We start from the raw sequence: 17003 nt of genomic DNA on the forward strand, positions 1-17003 counted from the left end.
TTCACCTCTTCATTGTTTTAAAGTATGCGGTATTTCCTTCCCAATATGACGTGATGGCTTCTTCAGCCTCCAACACATCAAGGTGACCTGCCGTTTCTGACATCGTTAAAAACAATTCCTTTTCATATACAGCAGGAAAAAGCTGCTGACAGACCTGAAAAGCGGTCATCGGCTTTTCATCCAGCATGCGACGCACATCCTCCGTCCTGTTCCTCTGCTTGTCAAAACGCTTCTCAATCAGCGCTTGTACACTGGTGATAGGCTCGCCGTGACCAGGAAATACGATTGTTGGATCAAGTTGAGACAGCCTTCGCAATGACCGCTGATAATCCACTAAAGGCTTTGACCTGACGTCACCCGCTTTCGGTGCTTCCAAAATCGGATTAGACGAGCTGTTTGCCAGCAGTAGATCGCCTCCAAGCATCCTTCCGCTTTTTTCATGGAACAGAACGATATGCGATTCAGCATGTCCAGGCATCTCCAACACAGACCAGCCCTCAAGCCCATCTATGCCCATACCTTCTCTAATTGATTTTGTCAGAGATCTCGTACAGGAAAATGCGTACGCTGATCGAATCAGCTTTTCTACCTTCCCCGTATCAAATGGAACGCCTAATTCAGGCAGCAGCTTTTGAAAAAAACGTTTTTGCCAATCCATAAAGGCTTGATTTCGGCTGATATAAGGTTCGTTGAACGCATGCCCAATCACTTCGATTTCATCTAAAAAGACATCAAGCAAGCCTGCATGGTCAGCATGATGGTGAGTCAGTACAACCTGCTCGATATCTGATATTTTCACATTTACAGCGGCAAGCTGCTCTTGTAGGGCTCTGGCAGCCTCTTTTGTATTCGGCCCGGCATCGATAAGTGTCAGCGCATCACCTTTTACGAGGTAAACGATAACATCGCCGACAGCAAACGGCGTCGGGACGCGGATCGCAATTACATCTTCAGTTGTCATCCTTTCGCTCCTTGTCTTCATTCATTATTCATATTTTAGCTTTTTCTCGGTCTTGTGTCATTATTGCAGAATGAGAACAAACCTTTTTGAAAAAGCTATTGACATTAGCTTGTCCGCCATTGCATAATGAACAACAAACTAAAACGAGAACCATTGGAACGCTATGACGAGGAATAGTATACAAGGCAATGGCCTAAGAGAGCGATACCCCCGGCTGAAAGGTGTTGCGGCCCGCTTGTTTGTAGAACCTGCCCTCAAGTCGCGGTTAGGAAAACCTAAACGTTTCCCGCGTTACGGGGATTTGAGCTGAGCACAATTTGTGCTAATGAGGGTGGTACCGCGAACCTTTTCGTCCTTTACGTGATGAAAAGGTTTTTTGTTGTTCTGATAGAAGGAGGATATCAATGAAAAAGATAGGATTTGTCGGCGCCGGGTCAATGGCAGAAGCAATGATCAACGGCATTTTGCAAAGCGGCATCACAAAACCAGAACATATCTATATTACAAATCGCTCAAATGACGAGCGTCTGATTGAATTAAAGGAAACGTACGGCGTGCGTCCATGCAGAGATAAAAATGAGTTTTTCACTCACACCAATATCATTATCCTCGCTTTCAAACCGAAAGACGCGGCGGAAAGCATCGACAGCATCCGGCCGTATATCAAGGACCAGCTTGTCATTTCAGTACTTGCAGGCCTTACCATCGAAACCATTCAGCATTATTTTGGCAGAAAGCTCGCAGTCATTCGCGTCATGCCTAATACATCAGCGGCAATCAGAAAATCAGCAACCGGATTTTCCGTAAGCACGGAAGCAAGCAAGAATGATATTATTGCCGCAAAAGCTCTATTGGAAACAATCGGTGATGCAACACTGGTTGAGGAGCGGCATCTTGACGCTGTCACTGCAATCGCAGGCAGCGGCCCGGCCTATGTGTATCGTTATATTGAGGCGATGGAAAAAGCAGCACAAAAAGTAGGATTAGATAAAGAAACGGCAAAAGCACTCATTTTGCAGACAATGGCAGGGGCAACAGATATGCTCCTTCAAAGCGGCAAACAGCCGGAAAAGCTGCGTAAAGAAATCACCAGTCCTGGGGGCACTACAGAGGCAGGTCTTCGCGCTTTACAGGACTCCCGCTTTGAAGAAGCAATTATTCACTGTATTGAAGAAACAGCTAAACGGAGCGCAGAAATCAAAGAACAGTTTGCCGGTGCCGCCTTAGAGAGACATTCTTAGATGTAAGGACAAAAACAGAAGGCACAGTGCCTTCTGTTTTTTATTTTTCCCGCAGCAGCTGGCCGGCAGATTCTGATTGCTTTAATAGCGCGGAGATCGTAAATGAAAGCAAATCGGGAAGCACTTCAAAGGAATAAGGCATATACAATCTTTCCGTCCATTTATGCGGGTCTTTACCAGCCGGACCGACATTTAAAACTGGGACATATAAAGCCTGATTTTTACCGCTTGGCAATGAATATCCTCTGTTAAAGAGCGGCATATTGCTTGTGTATGCATCAACCTCCTGCTTTTTCAGCTGAAGATAACTCAAGTCCGAAAGTCCGGGGAAGTACTGAACCTCCCGTAATGCAATGCCGTATCGCTCAGCCGCATAATGCTTTAACTGATCTGCTGTATTCCTGATCAATTGATCATCCTTTGAAGAAACAGCTGGATAAAGCGGCGGACTATAAAACAGAACGATGAGCGGCGCATCCTCCTTACAAAGCGAAGCAAGCTCAGAAACAATTTTCGTCGAAAAATCCCTGTCTCCAAGCTCGCCCCTGTTAGCAAAGGCATAATTTAGAGCCCGCTCTGTTTCCGAGATCCCCGCACACTTTTTTGCACGCGAGACCAGCTCATCAAATGTCAAAACAGTGACGTCCCGCTCAATCGGCTGAAATGGCTCAAATTGTTGAAAATCCTGTGTTTTCTTCCGAACGTTCGACATGATTTCCTCCGCCGCCTGTTCTGCTGTTTTAAGCAGCATCTGATGCAGCTCACTAGCTGAGCGTTTCATTGACAGCACATTAAATAATGTGACAGCTGTATGCGGTGTCTGGACTGAATATGCCTCTTTCAAGTCCTTTTGCATTAAGTTTACCGGCGGCGGAGTGACCTCGCCATCAACCTTTTCGCAATAATCAGCATTCAGTTCAAGCAAACGGTTAATCTCAGATACCATTAAATTTGCGTTTAGGCCTGAAAACGGCTCTCCAACATGTGTCTCAATCCCCTTGCAGAAAAAACCCGCAAGCACCTTGCCAATGCTTCCTGTATAAAAATATTGCTGCTGATCGCCGGGAAATTTTTCAAACATCGGTTCGGCATTCAGGCAAGCGGTTAATGTGATATCATGCTTTTTCTCCATTTCCTTCAATGCAGGAACCGCTTCAATCATGCCTCTTGAATTCACTTCCTCGTCCGGAACCGTTATCAACAGCAGATTGCCCTCAAAATGCCCGTTCATTGCCCTCTCCAGCATCGACAGTTGAACACAAAGCCCCGCTTTCATATCCATCGTCCCTCTTCCGAACAGCCAGTCTCCGCTTTCGGCATCTCTTCTCACCCGTTCCGGGAGCAGCTCTTTTTTCTCTAAAAAGGAGCTCAAAAGCTCAGCAGGCTTGCAAGCCATATGTTTAAATTCGCCGTAATCTTCTATGTCAACGACATCAAAATGACTCAGCAGAAGCACTGTCTTTTTGACATTCTTCTTTTTGACTAGAGCCGTAAGAAAAGATCTGCCATCGTCCATCGGATGAAGTGTTACATCATCAGGGTGCTTTTGAAAATAGGGCTTGTCCTTCAAAATAAAATAAAGATACTCTGCAAGCGCTGCCTCGCCCTTTGAACCGGTGATGCTTTCGTATTGCACAAGAGAAGTTAAAAGTGCCAGCAATTCGTCCTTCGTCTGCCAATTCATTGATTCCGCCCCTCCTATGAATAAAAATGCTTCTATACTGAAAAATAAACTGATTTCTCGTCTATTATACAGAAATGTTTGACAAAAGCGGTTCATTTGAGCAGTTTATATGACGGGAAAGAAATGACTTGATATAATCAATCTCTAAAAACCTTACGGGAGGCGAAAGAAATGGCCAGAAAATTATTTACACCTATTACAATTAAAGATATGACGTTAAAAAACCGCATTGTCATGTCGCCAATGTGCATGTATTCTTCTCATGAAAAGGACGGAAAATTAACACCGTTCCACATGGCACATTACATATCGCGCGCAATCGGCCAGGTCGGACTGATTATTGTAGAGGCGTCAGCGGTTAACCCTCAAGGACGAATCACTGACCAAGACTTAGGCATTTGGAGCGACGAGCATATTGAAGGCTTTGCAAAACTGACTGAGCAGGTCAAAGAACAAGGTTCAAAAATCGGCATTCAGCTTGCCCATGCCGGACGTAAAGCTGAGCTTGAAGGAGATATCTTCGCTCCATCGGCGATTGCGTTTGACGAACAATCAGCAACACCTGTAGAAATGTCAGCAGAAAAAGTAAAAGAAACGGTCCAGGAGTTCAAGCAAGCGGCTGCCCGCGCAAAAGAAGCCGGCTTTGATGTGATTGAAATTCATGCGGCGCACGGATATTTAATTCATGAATTTTTGTCTCCGCTTTCCAACCATCGCACAGATGAATATGGCGGCTCACCTGAAAACCGCTATCGTTTCTTGAGAGAGATCATTGATGAAGTCAAACAAGTATGGGACGGTCCTTTATTTGTCCGTGTATCTGCTTCTGACTACACTGATAAAGGCTTAGACATTGCCGATCACATCGGTTTTGCAAAATGGATGAAGGAGCAGGGTGTTGACTTAATTGACTGCAGCTCAGGCGCCCTTGTTCACGCAGACATTAACGTATTCCCTGGCTATCAGGTCAGCTTCGCTGAGAAAATCCGTGAACAGGCGGACATGGCTACTGGTGCCGTCGGCATGATTACAGACGGTTCAATGGCTGAAGAAATTCTGCAAAACGGACGTGCCGACCTCATCTTTATCGGCAGAGAGCTTTTGCGGGATCCATTCTTTGCAAGAACTGCTGCGAAACAGCTCAATACAGAGATTCCGGCCCCTGTTCAATACGAAAGAGGCTGGTAATGCCATAAGAGATATCCTGTAGAGGATATCTCTTTTTTTATTTTTAGAGAAACGATCGGCTAAGGTTCTCCGTCTCCCTAGTAGAACCAATTAGAGGAGATGACTCCAATGAAATCAGCTTGGATGGAAAAGACATATACAATTGACGGATGTGCGTTTCATACACAGCACCGGAAAGGATCAAGCGGTGTAACGATTGTCTTTGAGGCCGGCTATGGTACTTCTTCTGAGACGTGGAAACCATTAATGGCGGACATTGATGATGAATTTGGCATTTTCACATATGATCGGGCAGGCATAGGAAAAAGCGGGCAAAGCAGAGCTAAACGAACAGCTGATCAACAAGTGAAAGAATTGGAGAGTTTGCTTAAAGCAGCTGATGTAAAACCTCCTTATTTGGCTGTTTCACACTCATACGGAGCTGTCATCACCGGTTTATGGGCCTGCAAAAACAAGTATGATATTATCGGCATGGTCCTTCTTGACCCAGCTTTAGGCGATTGCGCCAGCTTTACCTTTATACCCGAAGAAATGCACAAATCACATACGAGAAAGATGATGCTTGAGGGCACGCATGCAGAGTTTTCAAAAAGTCTGCAGGAGCTCAAAAAGCGGCAAGTCCACTTAGGAAACATGCCTCTCCTTGTGTTGTCATCAGGAGAACGGACTGAGAAATTCGCTGCTGAACAGGAGTGGCAAAACTTGCACAGCAGCATATTGTCTCTATCTAACCAAAGCGGCTGGATTCAAGCTAAAAACAGCTCCCACAACATCCATCATGATGAACCTCATATCGTTCACTTGGCTATTTATGACGTATGGTGCGCTGCGTGCCAGCAGGCCGCTCCTCTTTACCAGGCAGTCAATTAACGTAAAAAAAGACCGGGCCGTAAGGGATTCCCGGTCTTTTATATTATTTTGTTTCACGGTGAAGGGTATATTTCTTTAAACGCGGTGAATATTTTTTCAGCTCCAAACGGTCTGGATTGGTGCGTTTATTTTTTGTTGTGATGTAATTTCGGTCTCCCGTTTCAGTGCAGGCTAAAGTAACATTTACTCTCATAATTAACATCTCCTTATAAAGCGTAATGATTACGTTTTATTATACAACGTCATCACAAATTGTCAAATAAGAGCTCCGCCTTCAGCCTCGCGGGACGTTTACCTCTAAGAAATCATATGCTGCCACGCTATTGGGGAAAACGTCAACCGCTTCTTTTTGAAGCTCCAAAGAAGCATCTCCCTGATATCTTGCGCTGATATGGGTTAAAATGAGCTGCTTCGCTCTTGCTTCTTTCGCTGTTACAGCCGCTTGTTCCGTTGTACTGTGATAATAATCATAAGCAAGTTTACGGTCTTCCTTAGCAAAGGTTGCTTCATGAACAAGCACATCACAATCCCTCGCAAGCTCTTTTAGTTTGTCACTTACTCTCGTATCACCGGAGAACACAACAGATCTTCCCTTTTTAGGAGGCTCCAGAAAATCATTCCCATTGATGATTCGTCCGTCTTCAAGCGTTACCGTTTCGCCTTTTTTGATTTTCTGATATACAGGTCCGGGCGGGATGTTCATTTCTTTTAATACGTCAGCCTTCAAGGAACCCGGTACGTCTTTTTCCTGCACACGGTACCCGAAGGCTTCCACTCCATGAATAACAGATACCGCTGTGACAATAAACTGATCGTCCTCAAACACGATTCCTTCTTCAATTTCCTGGATCGCAAGCGGATATGTCAAATGGGTTTTCGTGACGGCAAGGCTTGTTTCAATAAACGCCTTGATCCCTTTAGGTCCGTACACTGTCAGCTCGTCCTCTCCGCCTTGAAAGGAACGGCTCCCCAGAAGCCCCGGAAGTCCGTATACATGATCGCCGTGCATGTGTGTAATAAAGATTTTCTCTATTTTACGAGGTTTAATCGTTGTATGTAAAATTTGATGCTGTGTGGCTTCCCCGCAGTCAAAAAGCCATACCGAACGCCTTTCTTCAAGCAATTTTAATGCCACCGACGTTACATTTCTCGCCTTGGCGGGGATGCCGGCTCCCGTCCCTAAAAAAAGTAATTCCACGTTTCCTTCCTCCTACTAGAACCAGATACCTACAAGAATACAGGATCAAGCGGAAAATGTGAATCTTGCCTCTGAAAAGAACAATCCTTTCGTGCTAGAAACATTTTTTCAGCATTCTGCTTAAAAAAGGGCTTAAATGTTTGCTTTCGTTGAATTTTAGATTTAAAATGAAGGAAATATACGGGGTGTACTAAAATAAAGCTTCGAATAAAGTGAGGTACTTTTAGTGAAAACAAACCAACAACCAAAAGCAGTAATTGTCATATTCGGTGCAACTGGAGATTTAGCAAAACGAAAATTGTATCCGTCTATTCACCGTTTATATCAAAACGGACAAATCGGAGAAGAGTTTGCAGTGGTAGGAGTTGGAAGAAGACCTTGGTCTAATGAGGATCTTCGCCAAACTGTTAAAACATCCATTTCCTCATCTGCAGATAAGCATATAGATGATTTCACGTCTCATTTTTACTATCACCCGTTTGACGTGACAAACCCTGGTTCTTATCAAGAGCTAAACGTATTGCTTAACCAGCTGGAAGATACATATCAAATTCCTAACAACAGAATGTTCTACTTGGCAATGGCTCCTGAATTCTTCGGAACGATTGCAAAAACATTAAAATCAGAGGGTGTAACAGCTACAACCGGCTGGTCCCGCCTTGTCATCGAAAAACCGTTCGGCCATGATCTGCCAAGCGCACAGGCATTGAATAAAGAAATCCGCGAAGCATTTACGGAAGATCAAATATACAGAATCGACCATTATCTAGGCAAACAAATGGTTCAGAACATTGAAGTGATTCGATTTGCCAATGCGATTTTCGAACCGCTTTGGACAAACCGCTACATTTCAAACATTCAAATCACATCTAGCGAATCACTAGGCGTTGAAGACCGCGCAAGATATTACGAAAAATCAGGCGCCCTTCGCGACATGGTGCAAAACCATATTATGCAGATGGTTGCCCTTCTTGCAATGGAGCCGCCTATCAAATTGAACACAGAAGAAATCCGCAGCGAAAAAGTGAAGGTGCTGAGAGCACTGCGTCCTATTGCAAAAGACGAAGTGGATGAATACTTTGTGCGCGGACAATATCAAGCTGGTGAAATTGACGGTGTACCGGTTCCTGCTTATACAGATGAAGATAATGTCGCTCCTGACTCCAATACAGAAACCTTTGTTGCCGGCAAGCTCTTGATCGACAACTTCAGATGGGCTGGTGTTCCATTCTACATCAGAACCGGAAAACGAATGAAAGAAAAGTCCACAAAAATTGTCGTTCAATTTAAGGACATTCCGATGAACCTGTACTACGGTAATGAAAACAACATGAATCCGAACTTGCTTGTCATTCATATTCAGCCTGACGAAGGCATTACGCTTTACTTAAATGCTAAAAAGCTTGGCGGAGCAGCACACGCACAGCCAATCAAACTCGATTATTGCAGCAATTGCAATGACGAGTTGAACACCCCTGAAGCATATGAAAAACTAATTCACGACTGTCTTCTTGGCGATGCAACAAACTTTGCACACTGGGATGAAGTTGCCCTTTCTTGGAGCTTTGTCGACTCTATTTCTGAAACATGGGCAGCAAACAAAACCTTATCTCCTAACTACGAATCAGGCTCAATGGGACCGAAAGAATCTGATGATCTTTTGGCGAAAGACGGCTTACACTGGTGGAATATATAATAAGAAGAAAAAAGCCGAAAATGCTTGTAAGCATTTTCGGCTTTTTTGCAGTTGCCACAAAGGTATAACAATCTTTTTAATAACAAAACCCCCCAAAGCTCTAGAGCTTCGGGGGTTTCTATTGATTACTTCATCCATTCAGTATGGAAGATGCCTTCTTTGTCAGTACGCTCATAAGTATGAGCGCCAAAGTAGTCGCGCTGTGCTTGGATTAAGTTTGCAGGCAGTACGGCTGTGCGGTAGCTGTCATAGTAGGCTAATGCGCTTGAGAATGATGGCACCGGCACACCTTGGGCAACTGCAAGTGAAATCACTTGGCGAAGCGCTCCTTGGTAGCTTTCTACAATATTCTTGAAATAGCTGTCAAGAAGCAGGTTGTCAAGCTCAGGCTCGCGATCGTAAGCTTCTTTGATCTTCTGAAGGAATGCCGCACGAATGATGCAGCCACCGCGGAAGATCATAGCGATTTCACCATATTTCAGATCCCAGTTGTATTCTTCAGAAGCAGCTTTCATTTGGGCAAATCCTTGCGCGTATGAACAGATTTTACTCATGAACAACGCTTTTCTGACCGCTTCAATCAGCTCTTCTTTATTTTCTGTAACAGGCTTCACTTCTGGTCCTGAAAGAAGTCCGCTCGCTTTTACACGCTCTTCCTTCATAGCTGAGATAAAGCGTGCGAATACAGATTCAGTAATAATCGGAAGCGGAACGCCTAAGTCAAGTGCGCTTTGGCTTGTCCATTTTCCTGTTCCTTTTTGGCCTGCTTTATCAAGAATCACATCAACAAGCGGTTTGCCTGTCTCTTCGTCTTTTTTTGTGAAGATGTCAGCCGTAATCTCAATCAGGTAGCTATCAAGCTCACCTTTATTCCATTCAGCGAAAACTTCATGAAGCTCATCAGCAGAAAGGCCCAGCACCTGTTTCAGAATGAAATATGATTCAGAGATCAGCTGCATATCTCCGTATTCAATTCCGTTGTGCACCATTTTTACGTAATGGCCGGCGCCGTCCGGCCCGATATATGTCGTACAAGGTTCTCCGTCAACTTTTGCAGAAATGGCTTCAAGAATCGGTTTTACAAGCTCATGTGCTTCTTTTTGTCCGCCAGGCATGATAGAAGGTCCTTTAAGCGCCCCTTCTTCTCCGCCGGAAACGCCTGTTCCGATAAAATGAATGCCGCTTTCAGCGAGTTCTTTGTTACGGCGCTGTGTATCTTTATAGTATGTATTACCGCCGTCAATTAAAATATCATCCTTCTCTAGATGAGGAAGAAGAGATTGAATTGTCGCATCTGTTGCAGTTCCCGCTTTAACCATTAATAAGATTTTGCGCGGTGTTTCCAAGGATTGGACAAATTCTTCAATGCTGTAAGTGCCAACAACATTTTTTCCTTTTGCCTCCTGTAAAAACTCCTCAGTTTTACTGCTTGATCTGTTGTAAACAGAAACAGAAAATCCCCGGCTTTCGATATTTAAAGCCAGATTTTTACCCATGACCGCAAGTCCGATAACGCCGATTTGTTGTTTTGACATATTCTAACGTCCCTTCTGCAAACGTTTAATCATTTTAAAATTTAAATTAAAATAAAATGATATTTATAATAAAGAAATTACCATACATTCACCCTTTTTTTCAAGCGATTCAGCTTTTCTTTTCATCTTGAAAAAAATCTTTATTAAAGCTTGTTCCCTTTGTTTTGCTCTCCTCTTTTTTTAACGTTGCCCCTTTTCTGATCAGTTTGGTACCGTACTTTTTATTCAGCTTTTCCATCATCTGCTGAATGGGCTCATCCTTCGCATCTTCATTAAAGCTGAACAAATCGAGCTGTTTATAGGCCTGCTCTTTTTCTACTAAATCCGTTCCGGTAATGCCAAGCAGCCTGACAGGATTTTTATTCCAATGTTTAAAAAAGAGGTGCTCCGCTTCTTTCAAAATGTCATTTTTTTGATCAATCGGGTTTCTCAGCGTAGTGCTTCTTGTGATGGTTCTCCAATCCGCATATCTAATCATAATAAAAAGCTTCGAAGCCATGACTTCCTTGCGCTGTAAACGGTCACTCACAGAAGCGGCAAGCTTTCTAAAGACGCCTAACAGCTCTTCTTCATCACTGGAATCATGGGAAAGTGTCGATGAGTTGCCGACGCTTTTAAATTCGTAAATGCGCTCCGGGTCAACCGGCGCATGGTGAATGCCATTTGCTTTATTTTTAAGGCGCGGACCGTTGATGCCAAGCAGGCGCTTCAGCGAGTGTTCATCAGCTGCAGCTAGCTCTCCGATTGTATGGATGCCGAGTCCCTTCAGTTTTTCCGCTGTCTTTTTGCCGACTCCGTGCATCTCTCCAACAGGAAGCGGCCACAGGATATCAGGCACTTGCCTCTTTCTTAAGATCGTAATTCCAAGCGGTTTTTTCATATCAGACGCCATCTTAGCGAGAAATTTATTCGGTGCAATCCCTATGCTTGACGGGAGCAGCAGCTCTTTTTGCAGCCTGCTTTGGATTTCTTTTGCCGTCTCTAGAGCGCGGCTGCTGTATGGTGTATCGGTCATGTCCATATAGCCTTCGTCGATGGAGACAGGCTCCACCAGGTCAGTATATTCACGAAGAATGGTAAACATCGCTCGTGAAGAGTTTCTATAGCGGTCAAAGTTCGGCGGAAGAACGATGAGCTCAGGACAATGGCGCTTCGCTTGCCAAACCGGCATCGTTGTTTTGACGCCGCGCGCTCTTGCTTCGTAGCTGCATGTTACCACAATGCCCTTTCGCTCTTTTACGTTTCCGGCAACTGCAACCGGCTTTCCCCGGAGAGCCGGATCATATGCCATTTCAACCGACGCATAAAAGCTATTCATATCAATATGGAAAATAATTCGGCTCTTTCCCGGCATAAACAAATCTCCTTTTCGGTCATTAGACAACAGCTTGTACATATAGTAAAATGAAGCTATTGAATGGATGTGATGACAATGTTTGTGGAATCGATAAATGACGTTTTATTCTTAGTCGATTTTTTCACAATTATTCTTCCTGCTCTAACGGCAATCGGGATTGCATTCCTCTTACGGGAGTGCCGTGCGGGCGAGCAATGGAAATCAAAACGAACAGATGAACATCAGACGGTCTTTCACATTAACCGAACAGACTTTCTTATTATTATATATCATCGCATTACAACTTGGATACGTAAAGTCTTCCGCATGAATTCGCCTGTGAACGATGAGGAAGACGCCGGTTCTCTTCTTTTATAAACCGCATTTATAAAAAGGAGGAGAACAAAATTGTTAAAAACATATCAAAAACTTTTGGCTATGGGTATCTTTTTGATCGTATTATGCTCGGGCAATGCTGCATTTGCAGCGACTAATCAGGTGGGAGGCCTCAGCAACGTAGGTTTTTTCCACGATTATTTAATCGAACCGTTTTCCGCTCTGCTTAAGGGTGTTGCCGGGCTGTTTCACGGAGAATACGGACTCTCTATTATCCTCGTAACCATTATTGTGCGTATAGTTGTATTGCCTTTGTTTGTCAATCAGTTCAAAAAACAGCGCATCTTCCAAGAGAAAATGGCCGTTATTAAACCTCAGGTTGACAGTATCCAGGTTAAGTTGAAAAAGACGAAGGACCCGGAAAAGCAAAAAGAGCTGCAAATGGAAATGATGAAGCTGTATCAGGAGCATAATATCAACCCGCTTGCGATGGGCTGTCTTCCAATGCTGATTCAGTCTCCGATTATGATTGGGCTTTATTACGCGATTCGCTCAACACCTGAAATTGCGTCACACTCGTTTCTATGGTTCAGTTTAGGGCAATCTGATATTCTCATGTCCCTTAGTGCAGGGATTATGTATTTTGTCCAAGCCTATATCGCTCAAAAACTGAGCGCGAAATATTCCGCTGTCCCGCAAAACCCTGCGGCGCAGCAATCCGCAAAATTGATGGTGTTCATCTTCCCTGTGATGATGACGATTTTCTCGCTTAATGTGCCGGCAGCCCTTCCGCTGTACTGGTTTACAAGCGGACTGTTTTTGACAGTGCAAAACATCGTCCTTCAGATGACGCATCATAAAAGTAAAAAAACAGCCGCTCTTACTGAGTCGGTGAAATAAAAAAGCAACCCCGTGCGAAAAGCCGGGGTTGTTTTTTGTTACTTGCAAAGCATACCGCGCCAAACAGTCTTGTTTATCATGGCTGAAGCAGAAATGGCCATCCTAAAAAATAGCCGTATCGTTTAAAAAGAAGGAAATCGGGAATACCTTTACTCACCTCCAACCGAAAGGAGCATATACGTTGACGGAACGCTTTCAGCAAAAAAATATTTCTGTACCTGATGGAATCTGGATCATGAGACAAACCTGGAATGATGTCTTATTTGCTCACTGGCCTGTTGATGTTTCTATCCTTCGCGCTTTGGTACCGTCCGTTTTAGAATTAGATACATATAACGGGCAAGCTTGGATCAGCATGCTTCCCTTTATGCTCACGAACCTGAGGGCGCGTTATCTTCCTGTCATTCCCGGTGCGCGTGCATTTCCTGAGCTTAATCTCCGCACCTATGTCACGTATAAAGGCAAGCCCGGCATTTATTTTTTAAGCTTAGATGCCGATCATCGTCTGGCGGTCCTTGGCGCTCGCACATTCTTTCATCTGCCTTATTTTTACGCGGATATGAAAGCCGAAAAAAACGGTGATGCCATTGACTATGTCAGCAAGCGGAAAAATGACAAAGAAGCAGCATTCCAGGCCGCATACCGGCCCATTTCAGCGCCTTTTACAGCAGAAAAGGATTCGCTCGATTACTGGCTGACAGAACGATACAGGCTCTACACCACTTATCGCAATAAGCTCTATTACGAAGACATCCATCATCATCCGTGGCTGCTGCAAAACGCCGAAGCAGAAATTTCAGTCAATACGGTGACTGATGCTCACGGTATTACATTGCCGGAGTCAGACCCCTTGCTTCATTATGCTAAAAAACAGGATGTGTTATTTTGGCCGCTTAGGAAATGGAGCTAAAAAAACCCGATGCGGGAAATCGCACTCGGGTTTTCTTTTTTTATTTTGCCGCCTCTTCAATAATGGCAACAACCATTTCTGCCGTTTTAACGAGCTCTTCGATCGGCATTTTTTCATTTTTTGTATGGATTTGCTCATAACCGACAGCAAGATTGACCGTCGGGATGCCATGACCAGCGATTACGTTCGCGTCGCTTCCGCCGCCGCTCGTTTGCAGCTCGCTTGGACGTCCGATTTTAGCAGCCGCTTTTTTCGCGATTTCAACAACTTGGTCGCCGTCTTGATATTTAAAGCCCGGATACATAACCTCAATTTCGACTTCTGCGCGTCCGCCCATATCAGCAGCTGCCTCTTCAAAAGCAGCTTTCATTTTTTGAACCTGAGCTTCCATTTTCTCAGGAACTAAAGAGCGCGCTTCAGCAAGAATATGAACTTCGTCGCACACAATATTTGTTTGTGTGCCGCCTTCAAACCGGCCGATATTAGCTGTTGTTTCTTCATCGATACGGCCCAATGGCATTTTTGAAATGGCTTTGCTAGCGATTGTAATCGCTGAAATCCCTTTTTCAGGTTCAACCCCGGCGTGCGCGGTTTTCCCGAAAATTGCCGCTCTTACCTTCGCCTGTGTCGGCGCGGCCACAATGATATTTCCGACTTTTCCGTCTGAATCAAGAGCATAGCCGTAGGATGCAGTGATCATAGAACGGTCAAGCGCCTTCGCTCCGATCAGACCCGATTCTTCCCCTACTGTGATGATGAATTCAATCGTGCCGTGTTCAATGTTTTCTTCTTTCAGCACCTTAATCGCCTCAAACATTGCAGCCAATCCCGCTTTATCATCAGCGCCTAAAATCGTCGTGCCGTCAGTTTTGACGTAACCGTTCTCTACAACTGGTTTTACGCCGTTTCCGGGTACAACTGTGTCCATATGAGATGTAAAATAGATCGTATCTGTTTGTTTTGTCCCTTTTAGCGTGCAAATCAGGTTACCGGCTCCGTGGCCCGTGATATCCATTGTATCGTCTTCTTTAACGTCCACACCTAAATCAGAAAATTTTCGTTTCAGCACTTTGCAGATTTCAGCTTCGTGCTTTGTTTCTGAGTCAATTTGGACAAGCTCTAAAAATTCTTCCAGCAGGCGTTTTTCATTCACCATTTGTAAGTCCCTCCATATTAAAGCGGTATGTTACCGTGCTTTTTTTTCGGTCTCTCTTCTGTCTTATGTGCAAGCATATGAAAAGCTTGAATCAGTTTTCCCCTTGATTCTTCCGGCAAAATGATGTCATCGACCATTCCACAAGCGGCCGCTTTGTATGGGCCGGCGTTTTGCTTTTTGTATTCAGCTGTTTTTTCGCGTTTCGTCTTTTGCGGGTCAGCTGAAGCTTTGATTTCCTTTTCATACAAAATCGATGCCGCACCTTCTGGACCCATCACTGCGATTTCAGCATTCGGCCATGCAAACACAAGGTCCGCTCCGATCGCTTTGCTGTTCATGGCCACATAGGCGCCGCCGTACGCTTTTCTAATGATGAGTGTGACTTTTGGGACAGTCGCTTCAGCATAAGCAAACAATAATTTTGCTCCATGCCTGATGATTCCATTGTGCTCTTGCTGAATACCCGGCAGAAACCCCGGGACATCTTCGACAGTCAACAGCGGGATATCAAATGCGTCACAAAAACGGATGAACCTTGCTGCTTTATCAGCAGCGTCAATCGTCAGGCTTCCCGCCAGATGCTTCGGCTGGCTCGCCACGATGCCGATTGCTTTTTCACCCAGCCTTGCAAACCCAATGACAATGTTCTTCGCAAAAAATGGCTGAATCTCAAAAAAAGATTGCGGGTCAGCCAGCTCCCTAATCACCTTCCGAACATCATAAGGCTTTGTCGTATCAGCAGGGACAAGACGGTTTAATAACGGTCTGGACGCCTCTTTCTCTGGCTTCGGCTCTGTTGTCCGGCCATTCAGCGGCAAATAAGACAGCAGTTTTCTCACCCCTGTCAGAACCTCCTTCTCCGTATGCCCGGAAAAGTGGGCGTTTCCGCTGACGGCATTATGTATCCCCGCTCCGCCTAAGCTCTCCGCATCAACCTGTTCCCCTGTCACTTTTTCAATCACCTTCGGGCCGGTAATAAACATCCGGCCGGTCTGTTCAGCCATAAATATAAAATCTGTGAGTGCCGGAGAATATACAGCGCCTCCAGCGCACGGCCCTAAAATAACCGATATTTGCGGAATGACTCCGGAATATAAGACGTTTCGGTAAAATATGTGACCGTATCCATCTAATGATAACACACCCTCTTGAATTCTCGCACCACCTGAGTCATTCAGCCCGATAATCGGCGCCTTATTTTTTGCTGCCAGATCCATCAAAGCGCAGATTTTCCTGGCATGGGTTTCGCCAAGCGCCCCTCCGTACACTGTGAAGTCTTGCGCAAATACATAAACTGAGCGGCCGTCAATTGTGCCGTACCCTGTCACGACCCCATCCCCTAACATGCGCTGTTCTCTTGTTAACACTTGACTTTCCATGAAGGGGTGTAATTCGATAAAGCTGTCCTGATCTAGAAGAAATATGATCCTTTCCCGAGCAGTGAGCTTGCCCTTTTGCCGCTGCTGAGCCAGCTTTTCCCGTCCTCCGCCTTCTTCTGCCTGCTTGCGTTTCGTGTATAAATGATCCATGTGCTCATTCATGCTCATTGTGTTGGTCTCCTTTCGGTTCACAAAGCTCTACAAGAACACCGTTTGTTTCCCGAGGGGAAATAAACGCGATCTTTTTCCCGTTCGCTCCCTGTCTTGGAAACCTGTCAATCAATTGAACATGCTGGTCAGACAATGCTTGAAGCTGTTCAGATAGGCAGTTGCACAAAAACGCAATATGATGCAGTCCCTGCCCTTTCTTCTCCAAAAATAAATGGACGGGGCTGTCAGCTGTCAACGGCTCTATCAGCTCAAGTTTGACGCTACCAGCTTGAAAAAAAGCAACATTCACCTTTTGCTCTTCAACCGTTTCTTGATGAAGAAATGCAAGCCCCAATACATTTTCATAAAAGCTTCTAGCATCTTTTATCGAAAAAACGGCTATCCCGATATGGTCAAGCCTGTTCATTTGCATCCCTGCTTTCGCTAATAGATATCGCTTGTC

General features: G+C 44.7%; 16 protein-coding genes. 7 read left to right on the forward strand and 9 right to left on the reverse strand.

What is annotated here, in order from left to right; genetic code table 11:
- Position 1: 1 nt before the first annotated feature.
- Positions 2 to 961 (reverse strand): MBL fold metallo-hydrolase, encoded by a 960-nt coding sequence (locus MKX71_RS11835; protein ID WP_151262319.1) that lies wholly within the window; start codon positions 959 to 961, stop codon positions 2 to 4.
- A gap of 404 nt (positions 962 to 1365) precedes the next feature.
- On the opposite strand from MKX71_RS11835, the gene proC reads away from it, so the two are divergent.
- Positions 1366 to 2202, forward strand: a complete 837-nt coding sequence (proC, locus tag MKX71_RS11840; protein ID WP_029317946.1) for a pyrroline-5-carboxylate reductase — start codon at positions 1366 to 1368, stop codon at positions 2200 to 2202.
- 40 nt (positions 2203 to 2242) lie between these two features.
- Here the strand turns inward: proC and MKX71_RS11845 are convergent, their stop codons facing one another.
- Positions 2243 to 3886: a M20/M25/M40 family metallo-hydrolase gene (locus MKX71_RS11845; RefSeq protein WP_259266245.1), complete on the reverse strand. Its 1644-nt coding sequence runs from the start codon at positions 3884 to 3886 to the stop codon at positions 2243 to 2245.
- Positions 3887 to 4057: 171 nt separating this feature from the next.
- Between MKX71_RS11845 and namA the strand changes: the two genes are divergently transcribed.
- Both namA and MKX71_RS11855 read left to right on the forward strand, forming a co-directional pair.
- Entirely contained in the window at positions 4058 to 5074 is a 1017-nt protein-coding gene (gene namA / locus MKX71_RS11850) for an NADPH dehydrogenase NamA (protein WP_003230377.1), read from the forward strand.
- Positions 5075 to 5182: 108 nt separating this feature from the next.
- Complete coding sequence (locus tag MKX71_RS11855) at positions 5183 to 5944, forward strand: alpha/beta hydrolase (protein ID WP_014477266.1); 762 nt, start codon at positions 5183 to 5185, stop codon at positions 5942 to 5944.
- 43 nt (positions 5945 to 5987) lie between these two features.
- Here the strand turns inward: MKX71_RS11855 and rpmG are convergent, their stop codons facing one another.
- Both rpmG and rnz read right to left on the reverse strand, forming a co-directional pair.
- A complete protein-coding gene (gene rpmG, locus MKX71_RS11860) occupies positions 5988 to 6137 on the reverse strand; it encodes a 50S ribosomal protein L33 (protein ID WP_003226511.1) in 150 nt (49 codons plus the stop codon).
- Between the two features lie 81 nt (positions 6138 to 6218).
- Positions 6219 to 7142 (reverse strand): ribonuclease Z, encoded by a 924-nt coding sequence (rnz, locus tag MKX71_RS11865; RefSeq protein WP_004398681.1) that lies wholly within the window; start codon positions 7140 to 7142, stop codon positions 6219 to 6221.
- 226 nt (positions 7143 to 7368) lie between these two features.
- On the opposite strand from rnz, the gene zwf reads away from it, so the two are divergent.
- Positions 7369 to 8838, forward strand: a complete 1470-nt coding sequence (gene zwf / locus MKX71_RS11870) for a glucose-6-phosphate dehydrogenase (protein ID WP_014114310.1) — start codon at positions 7369 to 7371, stop codon at positions 8836 to 8838.
- A gap of 125 nt (positions 8839 to 8963) precedes the next feature.
- On the opposite strand, the gene gndA is transcribed toward zwf, so the two are convergent.
- Both gndA and MKX71_RS11880 read right to left on the reverse strand, forming a co-directional pair.
- On the reverse strand, positions 8964 to 10373 hold the full coding sequence (gene gndA / locus MKX71_RS11875) for an NADP-dependent phosphogluconate dehydrogenase (RefSeq protein WP_003230365.1): 1410 nt from the start codon (positions 10371 to 10373) through the stop codon (positions 8964 to 8966).
- Positions 10374 to 10482: 109 nt separating this feature from the next.
- A complete protein-coding gene (locus MKX71_RS11880; RefSeq protein ID WP_004398755.1) occupies positions 10483 to 11727 on the reverse strand; it encodes a DNA polymerase IV in 1245 nt (414 codons plus the stop codon).
- Positions 11728 to 11799: 72 nt separating this feature from the next.
- Between MKX71_RS11880 and mifM the strand changes: the two genes are divergently transcribed.
- From mifM to MKX71_RS11895, 3 genes are all read left to right on the forward strand, one after another.
- The gene (gene mifM / locus MKX71_RS11885; protein ID WP_010886563.1) at positions 11800 to 12087 is read left to right on the forward strand and encodes a membrane protein insertion/folding monitor MifM; all 288 of its coding nucleotides are present in this window, start codon (positions 11800 to 11802) and stop codon (positions 12085 to 12087) included.
- 30 nt (positions 12088 to 12117) lie between these two features.
- Complete coding sequence (locus tag MKX71_RS11890) at positions 12118 to 12945, forward strand: membrane protein insertase YidC (RefSeq protein ID WP_003230359.1); 828 nt, start codon at positions 12118 to 12120, stop codon at positions 12943 to 12945.
- A 181-nt stretch (positions 12946 to 13126) separates the two neighbouring features.
- Positions 13127 to 13855, forward strand: coding sequence for a DUF2071 domain-containing protein (locus MKX71_RS11895; protein WP_339231144.1), 729 nt, complete (start codon positions 13127 to 13129; stop codon positions 13853 to 13855).
- A gap of 40 nt (positions 13856 to 13895) precedes the next feature.
- Here the strand turns inward: MKX71_RS11895 and MKX71_RS11900 are convergent, their stop codons facing one another.
- From MKX71_RS11900 to mce, 3 genes are read right to left on the reverse strand one after another with little or no spacing between them, the layout of a single operon-like run.
- A complete protein-coding gene (locus tag MKX71_RS11900; RefSeq protein ID WP_003230352.1) occupies positions 13896 to 15011 on the reverse strand; it encodes a tripeptidase T in 1116 nt (371 codons plus the stop codon).
- A gap of 17 nt (positions 15012 to 15028) precedes the next feature.
- Positions 15029 to 16552, reverse strand: coding sequence for an acyl-CoA carboxylase subunit beta (locus tag MKX71_RS11905; protein WP_074794484.1), 1524 nt, complete (start codon positions 16550 to 16552; stop codon positions 15029 to 15031).
- The gene (mce, locus tag MKX71_RS11910; RefSeq protein ID WP_004399095.1) at positions 16545 to 16967 is read right to left on the reverse strand and encodes a methylmalonyl-CoA epimerase; all 423 of its coding nucleotides are present in this window, start codon (positions 16965 to 16967) and stop codon (positions 16545 to 16547) included. Before mce ends, MKX71_RS11905 begins: the two co-directional genes overlap by 8 nt.
- Positions 16968 to 17003 lie beyond the last annotated feature (36 nt).

It is taken from the genome of Bacillus sp. FSL M8-0071, assembly GCF_037975455.1.
In the GTDB taxonomy this organism is placed as follows: Bacteria; Bacillota; Bacilli; order Bacillales; family Bacillaceae; genus Bacillus; species Bacillus subtilis.

What these genes read in the sequence shown, in the direction of transcription:
- MKX71_RS11835 (WP_151262319.1), bottom strand. Translation starts at nt 961, where the DNA reads ATGACAACTGAAGATGTAATTGCGATCCGCGTCCCGACGCCGTTTGCT.
- proC (WP_029317946.1), top strand. Translation starts at nt 1,366, where the DNA reads ATGAAAAAGATAGGATTTGTCGGCGCCGGGTCAATGGCAGAAGCAATG.
- MKX71_RS11845 (WP_259266245.1), bottom strand. Translation starts at nt 3,886, where the DNA reads ATGAATTGGCAGACGAAGGACGAATTGCTGGCACTTTTAACTTCTCTT.
- namA (WP_003230377.1), top strand. Translation starts at nt 4,058, where the DNA reads ATGGCCAGAAAATTATTTACACCTATTACAATTAAAGATATGACGTTA.
- MKX71_RS11855 (WP_014477266.1), top strand. Translation starts at nt 5,183, where the DNA reads ATGAAATCAGCTTGGATGGAAAAGACATATACAATTGACGGATGTGCG.
- rpmG (WP_003226511.1), bottom strand. Translation starts at nt 6,137, where the DNA reads ATGAGAGTAAATGTTACTTTAGCCTGCACTGAAACGGGAGACCGAAAT.
- gndA (WP_003230365.1), bottom strand. Translation starts at nt 10,373, where the DNA reads ATGTCAAAACAACAAATCGGCGTTATCGGACTTGCGGTCATGGGTAAA.
- MKX71_RS11880 (WP_004398755.1), bottom strand. Translation starts at nt 11,727, where the DNA reads ATGCCGGGAAAGAGCCGAATTATTTTCCATATTGATATGAATAGCTTT.
- mifM (WP_010886563.1), top strand. Translation starts at nt 11,800, where the DNA reads ATGACAATGTTTGTGGAATCGATAAATGACGTTTTATTCTTAGTCGAT.
- MKX71_RS11900 (WP_003230352.1), bottom strand. Translation starts at nt 15,011, where the DNA reads ATGGTGAATGAAAAACGCCTGCTGGAAGAATTTTTAGAGCTTGTCCAA.
- MKX71_RS11905 (WP_074794484.1), bottom strand. Translation starts at nt 16,552, where the DNA reads ATGAATGAGCACATGGATCATTTATACACGAAACGCAAGCAGGCAGAA.
- mce (WP_004399095.1), bottom strand. Translation starts at nt 16,967, where the DNA reads ATGAACAGGCTTGACCATATCGGGATAGCCGTTTTTTCGATAAAAGAT.